Origin of the sequence: Planococcus chinensis (assembly GCF_042681545.1) — a bacterium.
Lineage (GTDB): Bacteria > Bacillota > Bacilli > Bacillales_A > Planococcaceae > Planococcus > Planococcus chinensis.
Genome location: NZ_JBHUFW010000005.1, coordinates 377,527 through 396,506 on the forward strand (window position 1 = coordinate 377,527; position 18,980 = coordinate 396,506).

An 18,980-nucleotide genomic window follows, 5' to 3' on the forward strand; every position below is an offset into this window, starting at 1 on the left:
CCGAAACGCCCGCAGGGTTTTATTCCCAAACTTTTTATGGCGAAAAAAAGAGGCGCCGCAGCACCCGCTCATCCGTATTTCTTCTGATGCTCTTTCTTGCGCCGCAGATAATCATCGTCTTCCCGGATTTCGTCCCAGCGCTTTTTGAAGATGGCGGCCGATTCCGCCTTCACCGGATCAATCTGGCGCTCCTTGATCGTGCCGTCTTCGTTGTACTTGCGGCCGCCTTTGTAATTGGTGTAGCGGCGTGCCCGCGTATAGCCCATCTGGATAAATTTGCGCGCCATGTCCATGCCGACAAAATCATCCTGCTTGCGGTATTCCTCGAACATCTCCGAAATTTTATCGCACGATTGCTGTGCGATTTCCGGCGTCTTGAAGCGCCAATGCGGCAGGATTTCGCTTTTATACGGTTCAACCAGGAGCACGCCCTGTTCGCCCTTGCCGACGCGGTAAAGTTCAGGCTGTTTCCGCAGGTCCAGGTTTTCATAATCCAAATCGTAATCGAATGCCATTGGTGTCCCCTCCTTGTGTTGTTCTTACCCTTTTTCTATAAAGATGATGCATGGGATTTCAGCAGGCTTCCCTGCAGAATGAGGAAGGAGTGGCCATTATTGAAGAAAAGGCCTTGCCTACCATTGAAAGAAGCTTAAGGATGGTTGAAAAAGCCCTTTTGGAACGACGAAAGGATCGTTGCCCTGCTAATAAAACACTTTTCACACCTTTACAAAATAATGGTATTTTTTCCAATAGCCTTGATATATAATCTTAATATATTGAAAACTTCGCACAATGTCCGTTGCGGCCTTAGGAGGAAATGTTTTATGGAAAGAGTGGCCCCTGCCGAGCACCAAATTCCGGCGATTGCCGACAAGGTTGCCGTGATGGATGAACGGATCGAGGCATTGAAGGACCGGCTGGAAGGCAAAGCGATCTGCCAGGCCGTGCTTGATGTTTACGGCATCGACTATTGCGTCGTGCCGGTTCTGCATAAGGAAGTCGCACCGTTGGTAAAAGGCATTCCCGATCCTTCGATTGCCGCTATTGATCTGTATTTGCAGCAATGTACTGAACCCTTGGACGGGCCGGTGATCCGGAAGATGATGAACCAGCTGTTCGGTACGAATCTTGAAGGCATCGCGGCCCTCTCCCGGACGCGCATCAGCCTGTTCACCAAAGGGCAATGGATCGCCAAAAAAGACAAGGACCTTTTTGCGATCCATACCGGCCGGGAAGACATCGACGTCAAAGTCATCCCGACAGCCTACTTTGCCGAGCAAACAGGAAGCGATAGCCTGCCGGAACCATTGGCGTCCCGCTTGTCTGCACTAGGCTATCGCTTTAATGAGGCGATTGGCGCCTATTATTACAGCAATCCGGAAGGCGTCTCGGTTCCGGACGCTTTCAAAGGCAAGACGATCGGTTCGATCAACGAAGTCACCGACCGCTATTTTTCGCATATCTGACCTCTGCCAAACAGCTTCTTGGCGCATCATCAAAAAAACTCCCTTTTCCGGATCACCCGGAAAAGGGAGTTTTCATTTTATTTATTGTCCAGACTCCAGCGCCCAGACTCTAGGGTCATAAGCCACTCTGGCTGTGCGGCAAAGTACGCCGCTTCGCCAGTACGTCTTATGCCCGTCGAATCTATACGGGCGCTTGCGCTTTTCTTATTGTCCAGACTTCAGCGCCCAGACTCTGGGTCATAAGCCACTCTGGCTGTGCGGCAAAGTACGCCGCTTCGCCAGTGCGTCTTATGCCCGTCGAATCTACACGGGCGCTTGCGCTTTTCTTATTGTCCAGACTCCAGCGCCCAGATTCTAGGGTCATAAGCCACTCTGGCTGTGCGGCAAAGTACGCCGCTTCGCCAGTGCGTCTTATGCCCGTCGAATCTACACGGGCGCTTGCGCTTTTCTTATTGTCCAGACTCCAGCGCCCAGATTCTAGGGTCATAAGCCACTCTGGCTGTGCGGCAAAGTACGCCGCTTCGCCAGTGCGTCTTATGCCCGTCGAATCTACACGGGCGCTTGCGCTTTTCTTATTTGCCGAACGATGACAGGAATTTCACCCGGTCGCCCATCGGCGGCACGTTGTTGTCGACCAGCGCGATTTCGAGGACAGCGGGGCCGTTCATGTTTGTCAGGCGCTCAAGGACGCTGCCGTTCAACTCATCCATCGATTCGACACGGAAGCTTGGGATGTTCATCGCCGCCGCCATGGCTGCAATGTTGATTGGCTCCTGTTCGAACGACGCATGGACGCGTTTGTATTGCAGCGAGTGGCCATGGTAGACCATTCCAAGGCGTGCGTTGTTCATGACGACGAACAGCACCGGCAAGTTATATTCTTTCGCCGTCAGTACTTCCATGCCGTGCATGAAGAAGCAGCCGTCGCCTGTCACGGCGACAACCGGACGGTCCGGCTCCGCGAACTTCGAGCCGATCGCGGCACTCAATCCGCTGCCCATCGCCCCGAAGTGGACGTTGATGTCGAACGTGTCTTCCTCGAGCACATCCATATGGTGGATGACATAAGCCATAAATTCGCCGATGTCGATTGTGTAGCGCGTCTTGGCTGGAAGGAGTTCCTGCATTTTCAGGAGCACGTTTTTCGTACTGAATTCTGTAAGATCCGCTTGTGGTTCATTCGCTTCAGCAGGCCCTTCCGCTTTTTTCGTGAATCCGAGCGCTTTCAGCTCTTCGATCAGGAATGCCAGGCTCAGATGGAGGTCGCCCAAAATCGGCACATCGACTTCGTATTTGCGGTTGAACACCGATGCGTCAAAATCCATCTGCACAAGGAACCGGTCTTTTGCCATATTGGCGTTGTAATTGTTCGTTGCGGTTTCGCCGAGGCTCGATCCGATGACGAGCAGCGTTTTGCCTTCGCCTTCGTTGATGAGCTTCGATGCGGAATCGTTTCCGGCAAATCCGAAGATACCCGCAAACAGCGGGTGGTCTGATTTCATCATGCCTTTGCCCTGCGGCGATACCATGATCGGCCAGTCCAGGAGTTCTGCCAGTTCGATCAATTGCCCGACCGAATTGCGCGCCCCTTGCCCGGCGAAGATATAGCCGCTTTCGCGTGCGGCCATTTCTTTCGCTGCCCGTTTGATCGCGTCAAGGTCAGGCATCATATCGTCCCGTTTTTTCGGCGCCGGGATTTTCACGTCGCCGACTTGGCCTTGCTGCACGTCGATCGGCATCGCGATATGGACCGGGCCGGGAACGCCCGACAACGCGATTTCAGTCGCTTTGACAAATTCGTTCAAAAGCTCATTGGCATCGGTGACCGTGACGGAATATTTCGTGACGGATTTGAAGACCGGATCCGCATCGAGTTCCTGGGATGCGTTCAGGCCCATCGTGCTCACTGGCACGGCGCCCGTGATGAATAGGACCGGCAAATGCTCGCGCATGGCGTTGGCTGCACCTGTCACCAGGTTGGTGCCGCCGGGGCCGCTGCTGCCGATGCAGACGCTGAGGCCTCGCGAATACCTCGCATAGGACGCCGCCATATAGCCGGCTGCCCCTTCATGTTTTGTCACGACCGGCGTGATTTCCGGCATGTCATACAATTCATCGAAAAATGCATTGACCGACCCTGCTGGAATCCCGAACACGTGGGTGACACCCACCCCTTTTAAATACTCTAATGCGGAACGAACGGCTTTCATAATTTTCCTCCTGTTTTTTAAAGATAGATTAGCCTAAATTATAAATCGTCATCTAATATACCGCTTCGGCCGCTTTGGGCATGGCTTCCGCAATAAGCCGAGAAGAACACTCGTCTTATCGCTTCGCTTAGCCCGTGGACGCGCCGGCGCTAAGATATTTCTTGATATGAAGCAAGACAGCGGAGACTGCCGCGGGAAAGCGAAGTGCTGAGATCCACTCGGGCATCTAGCCCGAGTTAGCTCGGCGCAAGCCCGCAGCAAAGCGGAGCTGTTTTGCGGAATATCAATAGTTTAAAATTTAATTTACCCTAAACAGCTCAGTTCAGGTATTTCTTGGCAAGTTCTTCAGCGACAACCGGTCTGCTGAAATAATAGCCCTGCATGATAAAGCAGTCCTTCGACTTCAGAAACTCCAGCTGCTCCAGCGTTTCAACGCCTTCGGCAATGACCTGGAGATTCAAGTTCTTGGCAAGCGTGATGATCGTATTGGTGATTGCCGCGTTGTCCTCGTCTGTGATGATGTCCTGGATGAACGACCGGTCGATTTTCAGGAAATCGATCGGGAAGTTCTTCAAGTAGCCAAGCGAAGAATAGCCCGTGCCGAAATCATCGATGGAAATGTGGACGCCCAGCTTTTTCAATTGCTTCATCTTTTTGATCGTCACTTTGCTGTTTTTGATGATCTGGTTCTCGGTCAGCTCGATGTGCAGGAATTCCGGCGCAAGCTCCTGCTCTTCGAGAATTCCCTTGATCATCGACACGAGGTCGTCTTCTTCAAACTGGCGGCCGGACAGATTGACGGACACGCTCATCTCCGGATTGTTCTGCTGCCATCCCTTCAATTGCTTGCAGGCATTCTCAAGCACCCATTTGCCGATCGGCACAATCAGGCCGGTCTCTTCTGCAATCGGGATAAAATTCACCGGCGACACCATGCCTTCGGTCGGATGGTTCCAGCGGAGCAGCGCTTCCGCTCCGATGATCGTATCGGTTTTGCTGTCGATCTGCGGCTGATAATAGATTTCCAGCTCATCCTGGTCAAGCGCTTTGTAGAGCGCGTTTTCCAGTTTGATGCTCTCCATATTGCGGTGGTTCATTTCGCTTTCGAAAAAGTGGTAATACGTCCCCGACTTTTCTTTCGATTTGTACATCGCCGCATCGGCATGCTTGATGAGCATTTCTGCTGTATCGCCGTCTTTCGGGAACATGCTGATGCCGATGCTCGTTTTGATGAACACTTCGTTCTCCTTCAATAAGAACGGTGCCGCAAACGCACCCATGACATGCTCAAGCACGTTCAGGACATCCTTTTTGCTTTTGACGCCGGTCAGGATGATTGTAAACTCATCGCCGCCTTGACGGGAGATGACCGCGTTCGGCGGTATGCTCACTTTCAGGCGCTCCGCCGCTTCACGCAGCAGCATGTCGCCGTAGCTATGGCCAAGGCTGTCGTTGATCAGCTTGAAGCGGTCCAGATCTAGATAGAGGACTGCAACTTGCTGCTTTTTGCCCCGCGCTTCACTCAGCGCTTGGTTCAGCCGGTCGTTCAGGAGCACGCGGTTCGGCAAATCGGTCAAGCTGTCGTAATACGCCAAGTACTTGATCTCGCTCTCCAGCTGGTTCCGTTCGGTGATGTCCTTGAACGTCACCACTTCTCCAAGAAACTCGTCGCCTTCCTTGATCGCCGAAATCACGCATTCGACCGGGAAGCTTTCACCGTTTTTCTTGATGAAGTGCTGGTTCGGTTCGCAATGCGGTGCCTCATCCCGCTGGGCCTCTTTGATGTCAAAGATTACCCGGTAGGATTTACCGATCAACTCGCCGGTCTCATAGCCGAGCATCGATTCGCAGGCTGGGTTGCAGAACGTGATGCTGCCCGCCAGATCCAGTCCGAAAATCCCTTCGCCGGCGGAGTTCAGGATGAGCGCATTTTCCCGGCTCAGGCTGCCGAGCTCGGCCACCACTTTTTCAAGTTCCTGGTTTTTGATGCGGATTTCGGAAGTCCGTTCTTCAATCAGCATTTCCTGCTTTTCCATATACAATAAATTCGACAAAGTCGAAGCGGCAGCATCTGCAATCGATTGGGCCAGCTGCATGTCCGCTTCCTTGAAGTGGAGCTCCTCTTTCTCCAATTCGACGATGGCGAGTGCGCCAAGCACTTCCCCCATTGCGACGAGCGGAATCATGAACATCCCCTTGATGCCGAAATTGGTGCAGACTTCATGGTTTGGGCGTGAATCCGCGAAAACATCCGGAATCAGGATCATCTTCTTCGTCCGGACCACTTCCTGGAGCACCAAATCATTCGTCTGGTCAAAGTCCGTCTTCTTATGCGTTTCCAGCCATTGCTCTTCGGTCCAGTCGCTGTCGCGGCTTAAGCTCGCCGGCTTGATCAGCTTGTCGAGCAAAGGATCGAGCAAATGCACGCCGACGTTCGGGTTGTTGAGCACTTTCCCGACATACGAGAAGCAAATATCGAGCGCTTCCTGCATCGTGGCGCACATCGACAGATCACGCGTCAAATCCAGCAGCAGCTGCTTCTCGGCAATCAGGTTTTCCTTGCGCGTCAAATTCGTCGCGTTGCGGATTGCCACACCTGCCATATTGACATACGCTTCGACCGTCTGGATTTCTTCCTCCTTCAAATCCATCGGAATGCCGTAGTCGAAAAGGAACACAAGGCCGAACAGCTCATCTTCGTACATAATTGGCAATGCGAATAAAGATTTGATCTTGAAACCGGCAACGGCTCTCGGATCAGGGCGGCTGTCTTTAGATGTATCAGGGATATAGATAGACTTTTTCGTGTCCACCACTTCTTTTGCCAGAAGATCGTATTCCATGTCGATGACGTGCATATCGAGCGTCATCCCGTTGATGATTTCCGGTTTGCCGACATAGCCGCGGAAATCACCGTTTTCTTCCGGCAAGTAGATGCCGACGGAGTCGCAATGCACAATCTCTTCTGAAATTGCCGCCGTTACGTGCTCCAGCACTTCCCTGAGTTCCAATTTCGTGTTGATCAATTTTGTTATATGCGCAAGACGCGAATATCTTGTTTGTTCTTTTTGCATGCACATGCTCCCCATTCCTACTGCTGTACCAGTGTGATTTCCAGCCCTTCCAGCCCAACAACAATTGCCTAATATTTACAATAGCATTTATTATATTTTACCATAGAGCCTAAATACTTTCGACCTAAATTTATTTACATATTATTACAATAAAAGTAAAAAGAGCAGCCCGCTTGGACAGGCTGCCCTACTACATTTCCACTTCTATTCCAGTCCCGTCTGCCCGCACTTTTGCATACACGCCTTGGGCGACAGCCAAATCGAAAAATGCTGCGCCGACAGATTTGAAAAACGTAATTTCATTGTCCTCTTCGCGCCCTGGCTTTTGCCCTTCTACAACCTCGGCAAGCTCCGCGTGGACATCGCCGAACGACCAGACGCCGCTTTGCGCTCCGTGGATCAATTCCCCCGCTTCGTTCTTGACGCCTTCCAGATCGTCGACAATAATTTTGTCCGCTTTGGCCAGTGTCGCTTCATCCACTTCGCGCATGCTTGGCAAATACGATCCGACGCCGTTGATGTGGGTGCCCGGCTGCAGATCGGCTCCGGCAAATACGGGTTCGTTCGAACGGGTTGCACAGCAGATGATGTCCGCTGCACGGACTGCCTTGGAGACATCTGTTTCCACTTCCCACGGCACTGCAACACCGAACGCCGTCAGTTTCCTGCCGAACGCCTCCGCTTTTTCGGGTGTGCGGTTGACCAGGATGATCCGTTCGATGCTGCGCACTTCGAGCACGCCGAGCACCTGCTCGAACGCCATCGCGCCCGTGCCGATCACAGTCAACGTCCGGCTGTCGGCGCGCGCCAACCGGTCTGTCGCAATTGCGCTGAGTGCCCCGGTGCGCAGGCGGGTCAAATACGATGCCGTCATCAAGGCGGCATGTTCGCCGTTGTCCGCATCCGTCAGCAATATCATGCCCTGCGTCGTCGGTTTGCCTTGCGCCGGATTTTCCGGGAAAATCGTCACCACTTTCACGCCGGCAATGCGGCCGGCCCGGTCAGCGCTTGGCATATAGAGGGCGGAAGCCTGCCGTTCGGGGAAGTCGAGTACGGTACGGTGGGGATTGTCGATCTTGCCTTGCAGGTTCGCCGCAAGGATGGCTTTTAGGTCCTGGATGGCATCCGCCATTTTATACGTTTTTTGAATCTGCTGTTCATTGATGATGAGCATGAATTCCCTCCTAAAATAAATAAAAGCGGAAACAGCGGTTTCCGCTTGAGACTGTAAATAAAATCTAAGTTGAATGAGAAGAGATATTTAAGCCCGAGCGGGCTGGCCACTTCGCTTTCCGTGGGCTCGGCTTCAGTCTCCTCGTCACTGCGTTCCTGCGGGGCCTTCAGCTCGAGCTGTCCCCACAGGAGTCTCGTGGCCAGCCCGCTCGGGAGCGTCACCTGTACCTAATAGATAAGATTAGGACGCTGATCCTGCTTTAATCTACAAGGCACAAGCCGCTGGCTTCAGGGTCCGCAACGGAAGGCGGCGAGCAAGTTGGCCGAAAGCAGTTCGGCCGACTTGTTTGCGACGAAGCAGCGCAGCGATGCAGGAGCACCGGGTTTACCTGCGGGATAGCGAAGTGCCGAAATCCACTCGGACGCTAGTCAATGCTTGACCGAAGCTTGCGAGGGCAAGTATTTGCGACGAGCTTGCGCAGGAGCACAAGTTCTTTGTTAGTTCGGCGCGAGCCCGCGGAAAGCGTCCGCCTGAAGTGGAGGATCTATTGATTACTTCCTTCTTGTCGAAGCGTCCAAATAAGAAATCCTAAATGATCAAGCGCGGCTTTCCTGCGCCCGGACTTTTGTTGTGGCATTCTTCGCGCTGACGTCTTTGACCGCCCAGATGGCAAGCAAGGATACAAGCGCCGTGAAGATGATGTAGAGCGCGACCGGCACGTAGGAATTATTGAACTGGGCAAGCAGCGCGGTTGCAACCAGCGGTGCTGTCCCTCCTGCGACTGCCGCCCCGATCTGGTAGCCAAGCGATACGCCGGTGTAGCGGACTTTCGCATCGAAGATCTCCGAGAACATCGTGCCGAGCACAGCCGTGATCGGCGCCCAGATGACGCCAAGTGCGATGACGGTTGCGAGGATCAGCAATGCGACAGACCCTTGCTGCAGCATCCAGAAATACGGGAATGCGAACAGCGCCATCGCCACGGTGCCGGCGATGTACAATTTCTTGCGGCCGACCTTGTCCGACAGGTGGCCCATGATCGGAATGAGGATGGTCGTGACTACGGTCGCAATCATTACTGCCGACAGCGTCGCCGTACGCGTGAAGCCGAGATTCGCTGTCGCGTAGGACACGACGAACGTACTGAAAATGTAAAACGGCGCCGTTTCCACGACTTTCGCGCCGATGGTGATCAATACAGCGCGCCAGTGGTATTTCAACGTTTCCACGATTGGCAATTTCGGAATCTCGCCCGCTTCTTGTACGCGCTTGAATTCCGGCGTCTCGTCGATGCCTTTGCGGATCCACAAGCCGAACACGACGAGCAATGCGCTCAGGACGAACGGCACGCGCCATCCCCAAGTCATGAACGAAGCTTCCGGTAGAAGCGTCATGATCCACAGCGCCAAGGTCCCCATGACCATTCCGATGGTAACGCCCATCTGCGGAATGCTGCCGAACAGGCCGCGGCGTTCCGGCGGTGCATATTCAGTGGCAAGCAGGAGCGCGCCGCCCCATTCTCCGCCGATCCCCAACCCCTGGATAAGGCGAAGTGTGATCAATAGGATTGGTGCTGCAACGCCGATTGCCTGGTAAGTCGGCAATAGCCCCATGGCGAACGTTGCAAATCCCATCAAGCTGAGTGTCAATACGAGCGTCTTTTTACGGCCGATGCGGTCGCCGATATGGCTGAATACGATTCCGCCGAATGGACGGATGAAAAATGATAAGGCAAATGATGCATAAGCTAATAAAAGGCCGACCGTCGGATCCTCGTTGACGAAGAACAGCTGGTTGAAGACGAGTGCCGCCATCGTGCCGTACAGGAAGTAATCGAACCATTCGATCGAGCTTCCCACCAGGCTCGCGATAAGAATGCGGCGCATTTGTTTGTTGGACATCCCAAATCCCCCTTGTCGAATAAAATTGAAGTGTGGCTTTAATTTTCACTCCTGTTTTCGATATTAGACATTTATCAATTTTCTGTCAATACGGGAAATGTGCCTATTTTTTCATTTGCATGGATTTTATTTAACGTTAAGATAAGGGTATACCGCAAAGAAAAGCGAGGAACCGGTTATGGCAGAAAGCCCTATCTCCAGCACATTGAAAAAACTTCGGAAAGAGCGCAAGCTGACGCTGAAAGAACTGGCCGAACGGACCGATGTCTCCATCAGCTTCCTGTCGCAGGTCGAGCGCGGAAAGTCGGGCGTCACGCTCGAATCGCTCCGGAAAATTGCGGATGCGCTGAATGTCGCACCAAGCGCGTTTTTCTCCGGCAGCACAGAACACGACGATTGGGCGGGGCGCCTCGAGCTTTTCCATTACAAGGATTTATCCGAAGGCATCCAGGAAGCGGATTTTTCGCCGATTCTGGTGACGCTGCAGCCCGGCGAGAACAAAGGCAGCGCCTTTTCGCATAACGGCTATGAGTTTCTATTCGTCACAGAAGGCGTCCTGACGGTCGAAGTCGACGGCAAGCAGTCTGAACTGGCGCCGCAGCAATCGACGATGTTCGATGCACGGAAAAAGCATTATTGGTTCAACTTGACGGACCAACCCGTCCGGTTTTTAGTCGTGTCATCCAAAATGAAGTAAAGGGGCGATTTGATGAAACAGCTGCACAATCCATTGGCCGATCCGTTTTTCGACGGACTGGACGGCCCGGTACAGGAAACGGCGCGGAAATTGCGCGAATTGATCTTCGAAGCGTCCGAGAACATGGTGGAAGAAATCAAATGGTCGAAGCCGAGCTATTCACATGACGGGCTCGTCTGCTATCTGCAGCCGGCGAAAACCCACATCAACTTCGGCTTCTACCAGGGCGCACAGCTCGAAGACCGGGGCGGCCTCCTCGAAGGCGATGGCACGAAAATGCGCCACATCCGCATCAAGCGTACTGCCGACATCCAACCCGAACCGTTCAAGAATCTGATCTGGGAAGCGATCGAATTCAATAAAAAATAAAAACACCTTTGCGGGTGTTTTTTTTATTGTTCTGGGGGGCGGATTTCGGAATACGCTCAACGATTCAATAAATACGCTCAGCAAAGGTTAAAATACGATTCTGCAGAAAATCTCCCGAGCAATGAAAAAGAAGCCCGATCCGCAATGGACTGGACTTCTTTTTTAGTATCTATACTTTTATTAAAATCCGTTCAGTCCTCATCTTCCTGATGAATCAGCTTTTCACCGGCATGTTCCGCGCCGCTTTTATTCGCCACGGCTTCAAATGTGACTGTCTGCCCTGGGCGCGACGGAGTTTTGCCGTATTCGTAGTCGGCTGAAATGGTGATATCGGTGAAGCCGACCTTCTCGAGCAAATCCTTGAATTCGTCGATGCCGTACCAGCGGATCGGGATGCGTTCAAGTTCGGTATCGACGAGGCTGCCGGCGTGCCATTTCTCGTAGCGGTTCTGGCCGACGGAATACTGCTTGACCCAATCGACTTCGACTTTTTTCGATTCCACTGTAATGACCTCGCCTTTTGGGGTCGTCCAGGTCCGGATGTTTTCCCGGTAGAGCTCGATGTTGCCCGGCAGCATCACGTCGACGATCAGCTTGCCGCCGTCCAGCAGGTGCTTAAAGAAGTTATGAAGTGCCTGAATCGCCGCTTCGCGTTCATGCAGGAGCAGGAACGTGCCGGTCGGGATGATGATGGCGCCGTAATCGCGTTCGCTTTCGAACGTTTCCATCGACGCTTCGAAGACGAGCGGATCGAGCCCCCGCTCGCTGCAATTGGTCCAGCAGATTTCGAGCATTTCGGTCGACATATCAAAGCCGTCGACGTCGAAGCCCTGTTCGAGCAGCGGGATGAGCATGCGCCCGGTGCCGACTGCGGGCTCAAGGACGGGACCGTCACATTCGAGAAGCCGCTCTGCATAATATTCCACATCGCCGAACGAACTGCCGACCGGCTTGTCCAAATCATATACTTCGGAAGATAATTTACTGTAATAGCCTAACAATGGGATTCCTCCTTTTTTTCCGTCACGCCCGGTGGCGCTTCAGCGCAAAGATGTTCAATGTGATAAAAACGGCGGCAAATACCGCTAATGCCAATAAATCCCCTGCGATTGCATCGAAGCCGAGCCCTTTGTACATGACCGCCTTCAGAGCGTCCGCTGCGTAATAGATCGGCATGACTTTGCCGATGGCCTGCAGCCAGTCCGCTAAACCTTCGACCGGGAAGATGCCGGCGAAGAAAATCTGCGGCACGACTACAAGCGGGATGAACTGGACCATCTGGAATTCCGACGCAGCGAACGTCGACAGCAAGATCCCAAGCGACAAGGCGACGAGCGCCAGCAGCAGGTTGATGAGCAGCACATGCCAGACCGAGCCGGCGAGGACGACATCCAGGACGAAAATCGAAAACGCCACGACGATGACGGTCTGGATGACAGCGAACAAGCCAAATCCCGCCAAATAGGCGGTGATGAGCTCGCTTTTGCGGATCGGCGTCGCCATGAGCCGCTCAAGGGTCCCCGACACCCGTTCTTTCAAAAGCCCGATGCCTGAAATCAAGAACACGAAAAAGAATACGAAAAAGCCGATGAGCACCGGGCTCAACACATCAAAAAACACCGTGTCTTCGCTGCCGTAAATATAGTCCGCTTCGGCCAATCCGGCCGGCGGCATCCCCTGGCTGAAACTCTGCATCGCGGCTGTCTGGCTGACCTTGGCGAGCAAGGCTTTCGCTGTGCCCGGTTCATCGTTTTGCAGCGTCAGCCTCAGCCCGCCGCCTTCCGAGACGAGCAACCCGTCCAGGTCGTTGTCGATAACGTCCTGCCGGTCCGCTTCGTCTAAAGCGATCACGTTGATGTCCTGTTCTTCGAGCGCTTCGGCCAGCCGCTCATCGATGTCCACGGCACCAAGGTCCGGCACCACCGTTTCCCCGCCGAAAAAGAAGTACATCAGCGTCAGGATGAAAAGCGGCGCCACAAACAGCAGCGCGAGCGTCCGCTTGTCCCGCAGCAATTGCTTGATGATGCGCTTGATGACTGCAAGAATCCTCATGGATGCTCCCTCCCTGCCTTCAGGAACACATCTTCCAGGTTTCCAGCACCGTATGCCGCTTTCAGCTCCACGGGAGAGCCGGTGGCAAGAATATGTCCGTCCCTCACCAACGACACTACATCGCACCGCTCCGCTTCGTCCATGACGTGGGTCGTGATGACGATGGTTTTCTGAAATTCCCTTTTCAATTCGAAAAATTCATCCCACACCGTCAGCCGGAGTTCGGGATCCATGCCGACCGTCGGTTCATCCAGGATCAGCAGGGCCGGGTCGTGGACGAGCGCAATGGCGAGCGACAGGCGCCGCTTCATGCCGCCCGAGTAGGCCTCGACTTTTTTGTCGAGTTCACCGGTCAGGTTGACGATATCGGCGACATATGCCTGCCGATTGCGGCTCTCCGCTTTTTTCAGCGGGTACAGCGAGGCAAAAAACGCCAGATTCTCCCGCCCGGTCAGTTCAAGGTACAATGCATCGGATTGCGCCATATAGCCGATCCGCTCGAGCATCTTCAAATTCGGCATCTCGGCATCGAGCACGCGGATAGAGCCTTTGTCGGCAAGTATGAGGCCGATGATCATTTTAACCAGCGTCGTCTTTCCCGAACCCGAGGGTCCGATCAGCCCGTAGATCGCCCCTTCCCCAATGTCCATATCGACATTTTCAAGGACCTGCTTTTTGCCGTAATGCTTGCTGACTCCCTGCAGGTTGACCGCATCCTTCATGGCAATTCCCCTTTTCCCGGAAATGAATGCCTTGCACTTTGGTAAATCGGCAATACTCAGCCGCTGAAATCCGTTTTTCTTTTCACCTTGCTTAGCTTTCATTTTACACATTTTGTCCTGAAAGAGGAGCCCATTCCCGAAAATTATCAGAATTGTTTTATTAGTTATCATTATTGCGTTATACTGAGATCAAGAGCTCACGACGAAGAGGAGGAGCCCAATGTGAAGATTGCGGTGTTGTCGGATATTCATGAAGGGTTGAACCGGAAGAAGACGGAATGCGATATTTTGGGGCTGCTGGCCGATTGGATCCTTGAACATTCGCCGGATATCTTCATCATCAGCGGCGATATCGCAGCCGATCCGGACAAGGCATTGGCCGCTTTGAACCGGCTTCAGAAGGAGGTCCCCGGGACGCGGCTATTGTTTGTCAACGGCAATCACGACATCTATGCGCCGGACTCCGAAGCGGCCTATGAAAAGCTGCTGCGCTTCCCCGGAAATCTTGGGAACGGGCCGGTGGAACTCGCGAACGACTGGGTCATCATCGGCGACGGCGGCTGGTACGATTATTCATTCGGCGTCGACGGCTTTTCTGAAGAGGAATTTGCGGCCGGCACCTATAAGGATTACCACTGGCCGGACATGAAATACGCCCATTGGCCGGGTTCCGATGCGGAAGAAACCCGCCGGTCGCTCGAACGGCTGGAAGCCTGGCTCCAGCAATACGAGGGCAGGAATATCATCCTCGTGACGCATGTCATCCCGTTCCGGCATTATTTGCGCGTCAAAAACATCGGCAGCTGGGATTTCTTCAATGCCATGATGGGCAGCGAACGCTACGGCGAACTCGCCCTGAAATACGGTGTAAAAAAATACATCTTCGGGCATATCCACCTGCGCTACCACGAAACGTACGAAGGAATCGAAGTGATCTGCAACCCCCTCGGCTATTACCCTTCCGAATGGCTGACCGATTCCGCCGAAGAGGAAATCGCCTCCACGATCAAAATGATCGAGATCGATTAGCGCCGTGAATAAAAAACAGCCGCCGGCATCGTGCCGGCGGCTGTTTCGTTACATTTTCGCTGCGCAGTACTGGTAGATTTCCGCTGTGACAAGGCAGTCACCGAGCGCATCATGCGCGTTGTGCTCCAATTCAAGGAATTGCGAAAGCGTCCCGAGTTTATGGTTCGGCGTTTCGGTGATCACTTTTCGCGCCAGGCGCACAGTATCAATGACCGTGTATTCGGGGATCGGCGTGATTTCTTCAAGGGCATACAAAAAGCCCATGTCGAACGGCGCGTTGTGCGCAACAATCGGCAGCCCTTCGATGAACTGAATCAATTCATGCGCGATTTCCTCGATGACCGGTGCGTCCTTGACGTCTGCATTCGTAATTCCGGTGATGCGCGTAATCGTATTGGAGATATGGCATTCCGGATTGATAAGCAGGTACATCGTGTCTTCGCGGTTGTGGCCGATGTACTTGACCGCACCGATCTGGATGATCTTATCGCTGCCCGCTTTCAGGCCGGTCGTCTCGAAATCGAGGACGACATAATTCTCTTCGATTTTCATGCTTGATTTATATTTTTTCGGCTGTGCCGGCGCTTGTCTTCTGCGCCACGGCGGCCGCGTTTCTCTCAGTTTCTGGTCGATGATTTGATTGGGATCTCGTTTATCCATGCTGTCCCTCCTTTTTTCGGTTCCCTCTATTGTACCGAAAAACGTTTAACTTTTCCTTTTTGAGGCTATATAAAGAGTAGTATAATTATAAAGGAGGAACTCATCATGGCAGAAGACAAAGGATTTGGCGATAAACTTAAAGGCGCAGTCAGCAAAGGCAAAGGCGAATTGAAAGACCAAGTCGGCAATGCTAAAGGTGATTCAAATCTCCAAGCTGAAGGCAAAAAAGACAAAGCCAAAGGCAATATCCAAGACACAATCGGCGACATTAAAAAAGGGTTCAATAAATAATGGTAAACTGAAACCCCCTTGCAGCATCAGCTGCAAGGGGGTTTTTTCAGGTCTACTTATTCCATTCGTCCGCCAACACACCGTAGACGACATGGTCGACGTAGTGGTCGTACAGCCATTCCGCCTGCCGGATCGTGCCTTCCTGCACAAACCCGAGGCGTTCGGGGATGCTGCGGCTTTTCAGATTGCCGGAAGCGCAGCGGATTTCGACTTTATTGAGCTTCAGCTCGTGCAGCGCATAGTCGGTGAGCGCCCGGGCGACGCGCGTCATGATGCCGTTGCCCTGGTAGCTCTCGCCGAGCCAATAGCCGATCTTCGCGATCTTGTTCGAGCCATCGATGTCGTTGAAGCCGCCCATGCCGACGATTTCCCCTTTGAAGACGATCGCTACGCCAAGTGACTTGCCTTCTGCATAATTGCCGCGCCCAGACTGGATGAAACTCTGTGTGTCTTTTAGTTCCGTGGTGAAATCGAGCCACGGCAGCCATTCTTTCAAGTAAGCGCGTGAACTGTCGGTCAGTTCGAATATCCGCTCCGCATCCCGCAGTTCCGGCAATTTCAATGCTAATTCCTCGTCAATCCGGTGTACAAACATATGGCAATTACCTCCTATATTCTATTTCTATCGTAGCATAATTATTTTCTGCCGAAACTATTTTTTAAAAATTCCGCCTCTAGATAACTAGAGATATTCCTCTATTTGGGTGTACACTGAAGGTAATAAAAGCGGCTCTTCCCTTGCGGAATTTACGAATTTGGCAGAAAGGAGACGGACGCTATGCCCGTTGCTGGTTTTATTCCCCTTATGCGGGAAGACCCTCGCTACGGCTGGTTTTTGCTGATCCATATCGCTTTGCTCGTCCTGGCTTTCCTATTGGTTTTCTACACCCGGCGCATCGGCTCGACAGTGGAAAAAGTCAATTACGCAAATTTCCTGGCGCGGCTTCTCAAAGAGCAATTCAATAGCGGCGAAATCACGGAAGAGGAATACCGGCGCAGCATGTGTGAGCTCGAAGACACCGCCCGCCGGCACTTATTGCACAGGAACCACCGAAAAGAATGACGGAGGTGAGAGGCATGTGGAATTATGGACCGAATTCCGGTGGAAGCGCCATGATGTGGTTTGGCATGATTTTCGGGATTATCGTCCTGCTGATTTTCCTGGCTTTGATTGTTTGGCTGATTGCGTATGTAAGCCGGAAAAGCGCCAATGGCAGCCGGGCGCCCGAATCGAGCCGGGCCGTCGACCTGTTGAAGGAGCGCTATGCCCGAGGGTAAATCGGCACAGAAGAATACCGGGAGCGGCTGCTTGAACTCGAGGGCGATAAACGCGGGTAGCCGGTAAACCCGGATGCGCAGGCTGTTTTGAAATGTGCAGTTTCTGTGGAGTTCACCATTTTCCGTTTAGCTTCCTTTTCACCGGGAATGAGAAGAAGGAAGCTTAAAATCTGAAAATGGAGGTTTTATTGATGGCACATGAACAACATGCACAATTGATCCAGACTTTGCACGATTGCGTAACGGCCTGCAACCATTGTTTTGACGCTTGCCTGAAGGAAGACGACGTGAAGATGATGGCTGAATGCATTCGGCTGGACCGTGAATGCGCAGACATCTGCGGGTACCTGGAACATGCGATATCGCGCAACTCCCCGTTCGTTTCCGAACTGGCGGCAGTATGTGCGACGATTTGTGAAGCATGCGGAACTGAATGCCAGAAACACGACCACGACCATTGCCAGCGCTGTGCAGAAGCCTGCTTCAAATGCGCAGAAGCTTGCAGAAGCGTTGCGTAATACGTCCATCCATGCGAAAACCCCTCCATCGCGGAGGGGTTTTTTGGTGTTTTTTGCGTTTGGGTAATTTTATTTGCGTTCGTTTCATTTTATTTGCGTTCAGGAAGTTTTATTTGCGCTTAAAAAGTTTTATTTGCGTTCGCGGGCCGGTTATTTGCGTTCAACAAAATTCGACACCAAAATCGGAGCCCCAAACCCTTTGGTTTCATGCTTTCCGCGCCACGAAAAGCGCCCTTTCTTTTGGCATCTTCGTTTTACGCTCGCTTGGAGAAATTTACGCTCGTTCAGAAAACTCCCCCGCTCCACTACCGCGCCGACAGCACGAGCAGTTCGGGCTTTTCGAGCAGCTCTTTGACGCCGCCCATGAACCGGCCGACGGGTTCGCCGTCGATGATGCGGTGGTCGAACGTCAGCGACATGCCCATCAAGTGGCCGATGCGGATTTCGTCACCCACCACAATCGGTTGTTTTTTGATCTGGTGGACGCCGAGGATCGCAACTTCCGGATGGTTGAGGATCGGCGTTGCGTACCAGCCGCCTCCGTTGCCGGTGCTCGATACGGTGAACGTACTGCCGGTCAGTTCCGACGGCGCCAGTTTCCGCTCGCGCGCCCGCTGCGTCAGCTCCGTGATCTCCGCCGCAATCTCGAGGACGGATTTCCGGTCTGCGTTTTTGATGACCGGCACAAGCAGCCCCTGTTCGGTCGCGGTCGCGATGCCGATGTGGATTGCCTCGTGATACCTGATTTCCATATTGTCCTCGTCGACTGAGGAATTAAAGACCGGGTACTTTTTCAAATTCTGCGTGATGGCTTTGATGATGAACGGCAAGTACGTGAGCCCTTCCGCATGCGGCAGCAGGGAGCTCCGCAGCGCGACCAGCGCCGTGGCGTCCACTTCGTCCATCCCCGTGCACATGACGGCGTGCTGCTTTGCCGCGGTCATCCGGTTGAAAATCGCCCGGCGCGTACCCGTGATCGGCTCGGTCCGCGGCCATGCACTTTCAGCAAAGGCCAGCTGTTCCGGCATCTTGGTCACAGGAGCAGCTTGCCTTGCCACTCCTGGAGCCTGGCCAGCGCCCGCTCCCAGATGCCGCTGCAGATCCGCTGCAAGAATCTTCCCGCCTTTTCCGGTCGGCGCCACCTCCCGGAGATCGACCCCGGCATCCCGCGCCGCTTTCCGGACGGACGGCGCTGCCAAGATCCGCTCCCCATGCTTCCGTTCCACCCGGTGCGACACGGGGACGGCCGGAAGCTCGATCGCTTCCGCCGCTTTTCCATGCGCCCGCTCATCTGATACATCCGTGAAAACGACAAGCGTCTTGCCGACTTTCACCTGACTCCCTTCCCTTCCGCCGAGCGCTTGGATGGTGCCGCTGACCGGCGCGGAAATCTCGACGACCGCCTTGTCGGTCCCTACTTCGACAATGTTTTCATTTTCTTTCACTTGATCGCCCGGCTGCACCAGCCAGCGGACGATTTCCGCTTCGTGCAGCCCTTCTCCGATATCGGGCAGCGTAAAATTATAGGTCGGCATACCG

Annotated in this window: 20 protein-coding genes; 9 read left to right on the top strand and 11 right to left on the bottom strand. The window is 53.4% G+C overall.

The genetic code is table 11. From position 1 onward, the window contains the following. Positions 1-68 precede the first annotated feature (68 nt). Positions 69-515 (bottom strand): DUF4385 domain-containing protein, encoded by a 447-nt coding sequence (locus ACFSDB_RS09425; protein ID WP_204892046.1) that lies wholly within the window; start codon positions 513-515, stop codon positions 69-71. A gap of 50 nt (positions 516-565) precedes the next feature. Between ACFSDB_RS09425 and ACFSDB_RS09430 the strand changes: the two genes are divergently transcribed. Together ACFSDB_RS09430 and ACFSDB_RS09435 are read left to right on the top strand one after the other, a co-directional pair. Then, positions 566-766 carry a hypothetical protein gene (locus ACFSDB_RS09430; protein WP_204892047.1) on the top strand — a complete coding sequence of 67 codons (201 nt, stop codon included), beginning with the start codon at positions 566-568 and terminating at the stop codon, positions 764-766. 58 nt (positions 767-824) lie between these two features. Continuing rightward, positions 825-1,466, top strand: coding sequence for a hypothetical protein (locus ACFSDB_RS09435; protein WP_204892048.1), 642 nt, complete (start codon positions 825-827; stop codon positions 1,464-1,466). Between the two features lie 572 nt (positions 1,467-2,038). Here the strand turns inward: ACFSDB_RS09435 and ACFSDB_RS09440 are convergent. From ACFSDB_RS09440 to ACFSDB_RS09455, 4 genes are all read right to left on the bottom strand, one after another. Further along, positions 2,039-3,676: a thiamine pyrophosphate-binding protein gene (locus tag ACFSDB_RS09440; protein WP_204892049.1), complete on the bottom strand. Its 1,638-nt coding sequence runs from the start codon at positions 3,674-3,676 to the stop codon at positions 2,039-2,041. Positions 3,677-3,993: 317 nt separating this feature from the next. Next, positions 3,994-6,750: an EAL domain-containing protein gene (locus tag ACFSDB_RS09445; protein ID WP_204892050.1), complete on the bottom strand. Its 2,757-nt coding sequence runs from the start codon at positions 6,748-6,750 to the stop codon at positions 3,994-3,996. Between the two features lie 190 nt (positions 6,751-6,940). Further along, on the bottom strand, positions 6,941-7,924 hold the full coding sequence (locus ACFSDB_RS09450; protein ID WP_204892051.1) for an ornithine cyclodeaminase family protein: 984 nt from the start codon (positions 7,922-7,924) through the stop codon (positions 6,941-6,943). 596 nt (positions 7,925-8,520) lie between these two features. Next, positions 8,521-9,825, bottom strand: coding sequence for an MFS transporter (locus ACFSDB_RS09455; RefSeq protein ID WP_204892052.1), 1,305 nt, complete (start codon positions 9,823-9,825; stop codon positions 8,521-8,523). Between the two features lie 178 nt (positions 9,826-10,003). Between ACFSDB_RS09455 and ACFSDB_RS09460 the strand changes: the two genes are divergently transcribed. Together ACFSDB_RS09460 and ACFSDB_RS09465 are read left to right on the top strand one after the other, a co-directional pair. Then, positions 10,004-10,522, top strand: a complete 519-nt coding sequence (locus ACFSDB_RS09460; protein WP_204892053.1) for a helix-turn-helix domain-containing protein — start codon at positions 10,004-10,006, stop codon at positions 10,520-10,522. A 12-nt stretch (positions 10,523-10,534) separates the two neighbouring features. After that, positions 10,535-10,891 (top strand): DUF1801 domain-containing protein, encoded by a 357-nt coding sequence (locus ACFSDB_RS09465; RefSeq protein WP_204892054.1) that lies wholly within the window; start codon positions 10,535-10,537, stop codon positions 10,889-10,891. 191 nt (positions 10,892-11,082) lie between these two features. On the opposite strand, the gene ACFSDB_RS09470 is transcribed toward ACFSDB_RS09465, so the two are convergent. From ACFSDB_RS09470 to ACFSDB_RS09480, 3 genes are read right to left on the bottom strand one after another with little or no spacing between them, the layout of a single operon-like run. Beyond that, positions 11,083-11,892, bottom strand: a complete 810-nt coding sequence (locus ACFSDB_RS09470; RefSeq protein WP_204892055.1) for a class I SAM-dependent methyltransferase — start codon at positions 11,890-11,892, stop codon at positions 11,083-11,085. Positions 11,893-11,914: 22 nt separating this feature from the next. Further along, positions 11,915-12,943 carry an ABC transporter permease gene (locus ACFSDB_RS09475; protein WP_204892056.1) on the bottom strand — a complete coding sequence of 343 codons (1,029 nt, stop codon included), beginning with the start codon at positions 12,941-12,943 and terminating at the stop codon, positions 11,915-11,917. Then, entirely contained in the window at positions 12,940-13,665 is a 726-nt protein-coding gene (locus ACFSDB_RS09480) for an ABC transporter ATP-binding protein (RefSeq protein ID WP_204892057.1), read from the bottom strand. Before ACFSDB_RS09480 ends, ACFSDB_RS09475 begins: the two co-directional genes overlap by 4 nt. Positions 13,666-13,887: 222 nt before the next feature. On the opposite strand from ACFSDB_RS09480, the gene ACFSDB_RS09485 reads away from it, so the two are divergent. Then, a complete protein-coding gene (locus tag ACFSDB_RS09485; protein WP_204892058.1) occupies positions 13,888-14,694 on the top strand; it encodes a metallophosphoesterase in 807 nt (268 codons plus the stop codon). A 48-nt stretch (positions 14,695-14,742) separates the two neighbouring features. Here ACFSDB_RS09485 and ACFSDB_RS09490 read toward each other — a convergent pair whose 3' ends face one another. Next, positions 14,743-15,354 carry a 3'-5' exonuclease gene (locus ACFSDB_RS09490; protein ID WP_204892059.1) on the bottom strand — a complete coding sequence of 204 codons (612 nt, stop codon included), beginning with the start codon at positions 15,352-15,354 and terminating at the stop codon, positions 14,743-14,745. A gap of 105 nt (positions 15,355-15,459) precedes the next feature. On the opposite strand from ACFSDB_RS09490, the gene ACFSDB_RS09495 reads away from it, so the two are divergent. After that, positions 15,460-15,645 (top strand): CsbD family protein, encoded by a 186-nt coding sequence (locus ACFSDB_RS09495; protein ID WP_204892060.1) that lies wholly within the window; start codon positions 15,460-15,462, stop codon positions 15,643-15,645. A 52-nt stretch (positions 15,646-15,697) separates the two neighbouring features. Here ACFSDB_RS09495 and ACFSDB_RS09500 read toward each other — a convergent pair whose 3' ends face one another. Then, positions 15,698-16,240, bottom strand: coding sequence for a GNAT family N-acetyltransferase (locus ACFSDB_RS09500; RefSeq protein ID WP_204892061.1), 543 nt, complete (start codon positions 16,238-16,240; stop codon positions 15,698-15,700). 183 nt (positions 16,241-16,423) lie between these two features. On the opposite strand from ACFSDB_RS09500, the gene ACFSDB_RS09505 reads away from it, so the two are divergent. The 3 genes from ACFSDB_RS09505 (at position 16,424) to ACFSDB_RS09515 (ending at position 17,441) form a co-directional block, all read left to right on the top strand. Next, positions 16,424-16,708 (top strand): SHOCT domain-containing protein, encoded by a 285-nt coding sequence (locus tag ACFSDB_RS09505; RefSeq protein ID WP_204892062.1) that lies wholly within the window; start codon positions 16,424-16,426, stop codon positions 16,706-16,708. A 14-nt stretch (positions 16,709-16,722) separates the two neighbouring features. Then, on the top strand, positions 16,723-16,923 hold the full coding sequence (locus ACFSDB_RS09510) for an SHOCT domain-containing protein (protein ID WP_204892063.1): 201 nt from the start codon (positions 16,723-16,725) through the stop codon (positions 16,921-16,923). A 191-nt stretch (positions 16,924-17,114) separates the two neighbouring features. Continuing rightward, entirely contained in the window at positions 17,115-17,441 is a 327-nt protein-coding gene (locus ACFSDB_RS09515) for a four-helix bundle copper-binding protein (RefSeq protein ID WP_204892064.1), read from the top strand. 305 nt (positions 17,442-17,746) lie between these two features. Here ACFSDB_RS09515 and ACFSDB_RS09520 read toward each other — a convergent pair whose 3' ends face one another. After that, positions 17,747-18,976 (bottom strand): dihydrolipoamide acetyltransferase family protein, encoded by a 1,230-nt coding sequence (locus ACFSDB_RS09520; RefSeq protein WP_204892065.1) that lies wholly within the window; start codon positions 18,974-18,976, stop codon positions 17,747-17,749. Positions 18,977-18,980 lie beyond the last annotated feature (4 nt).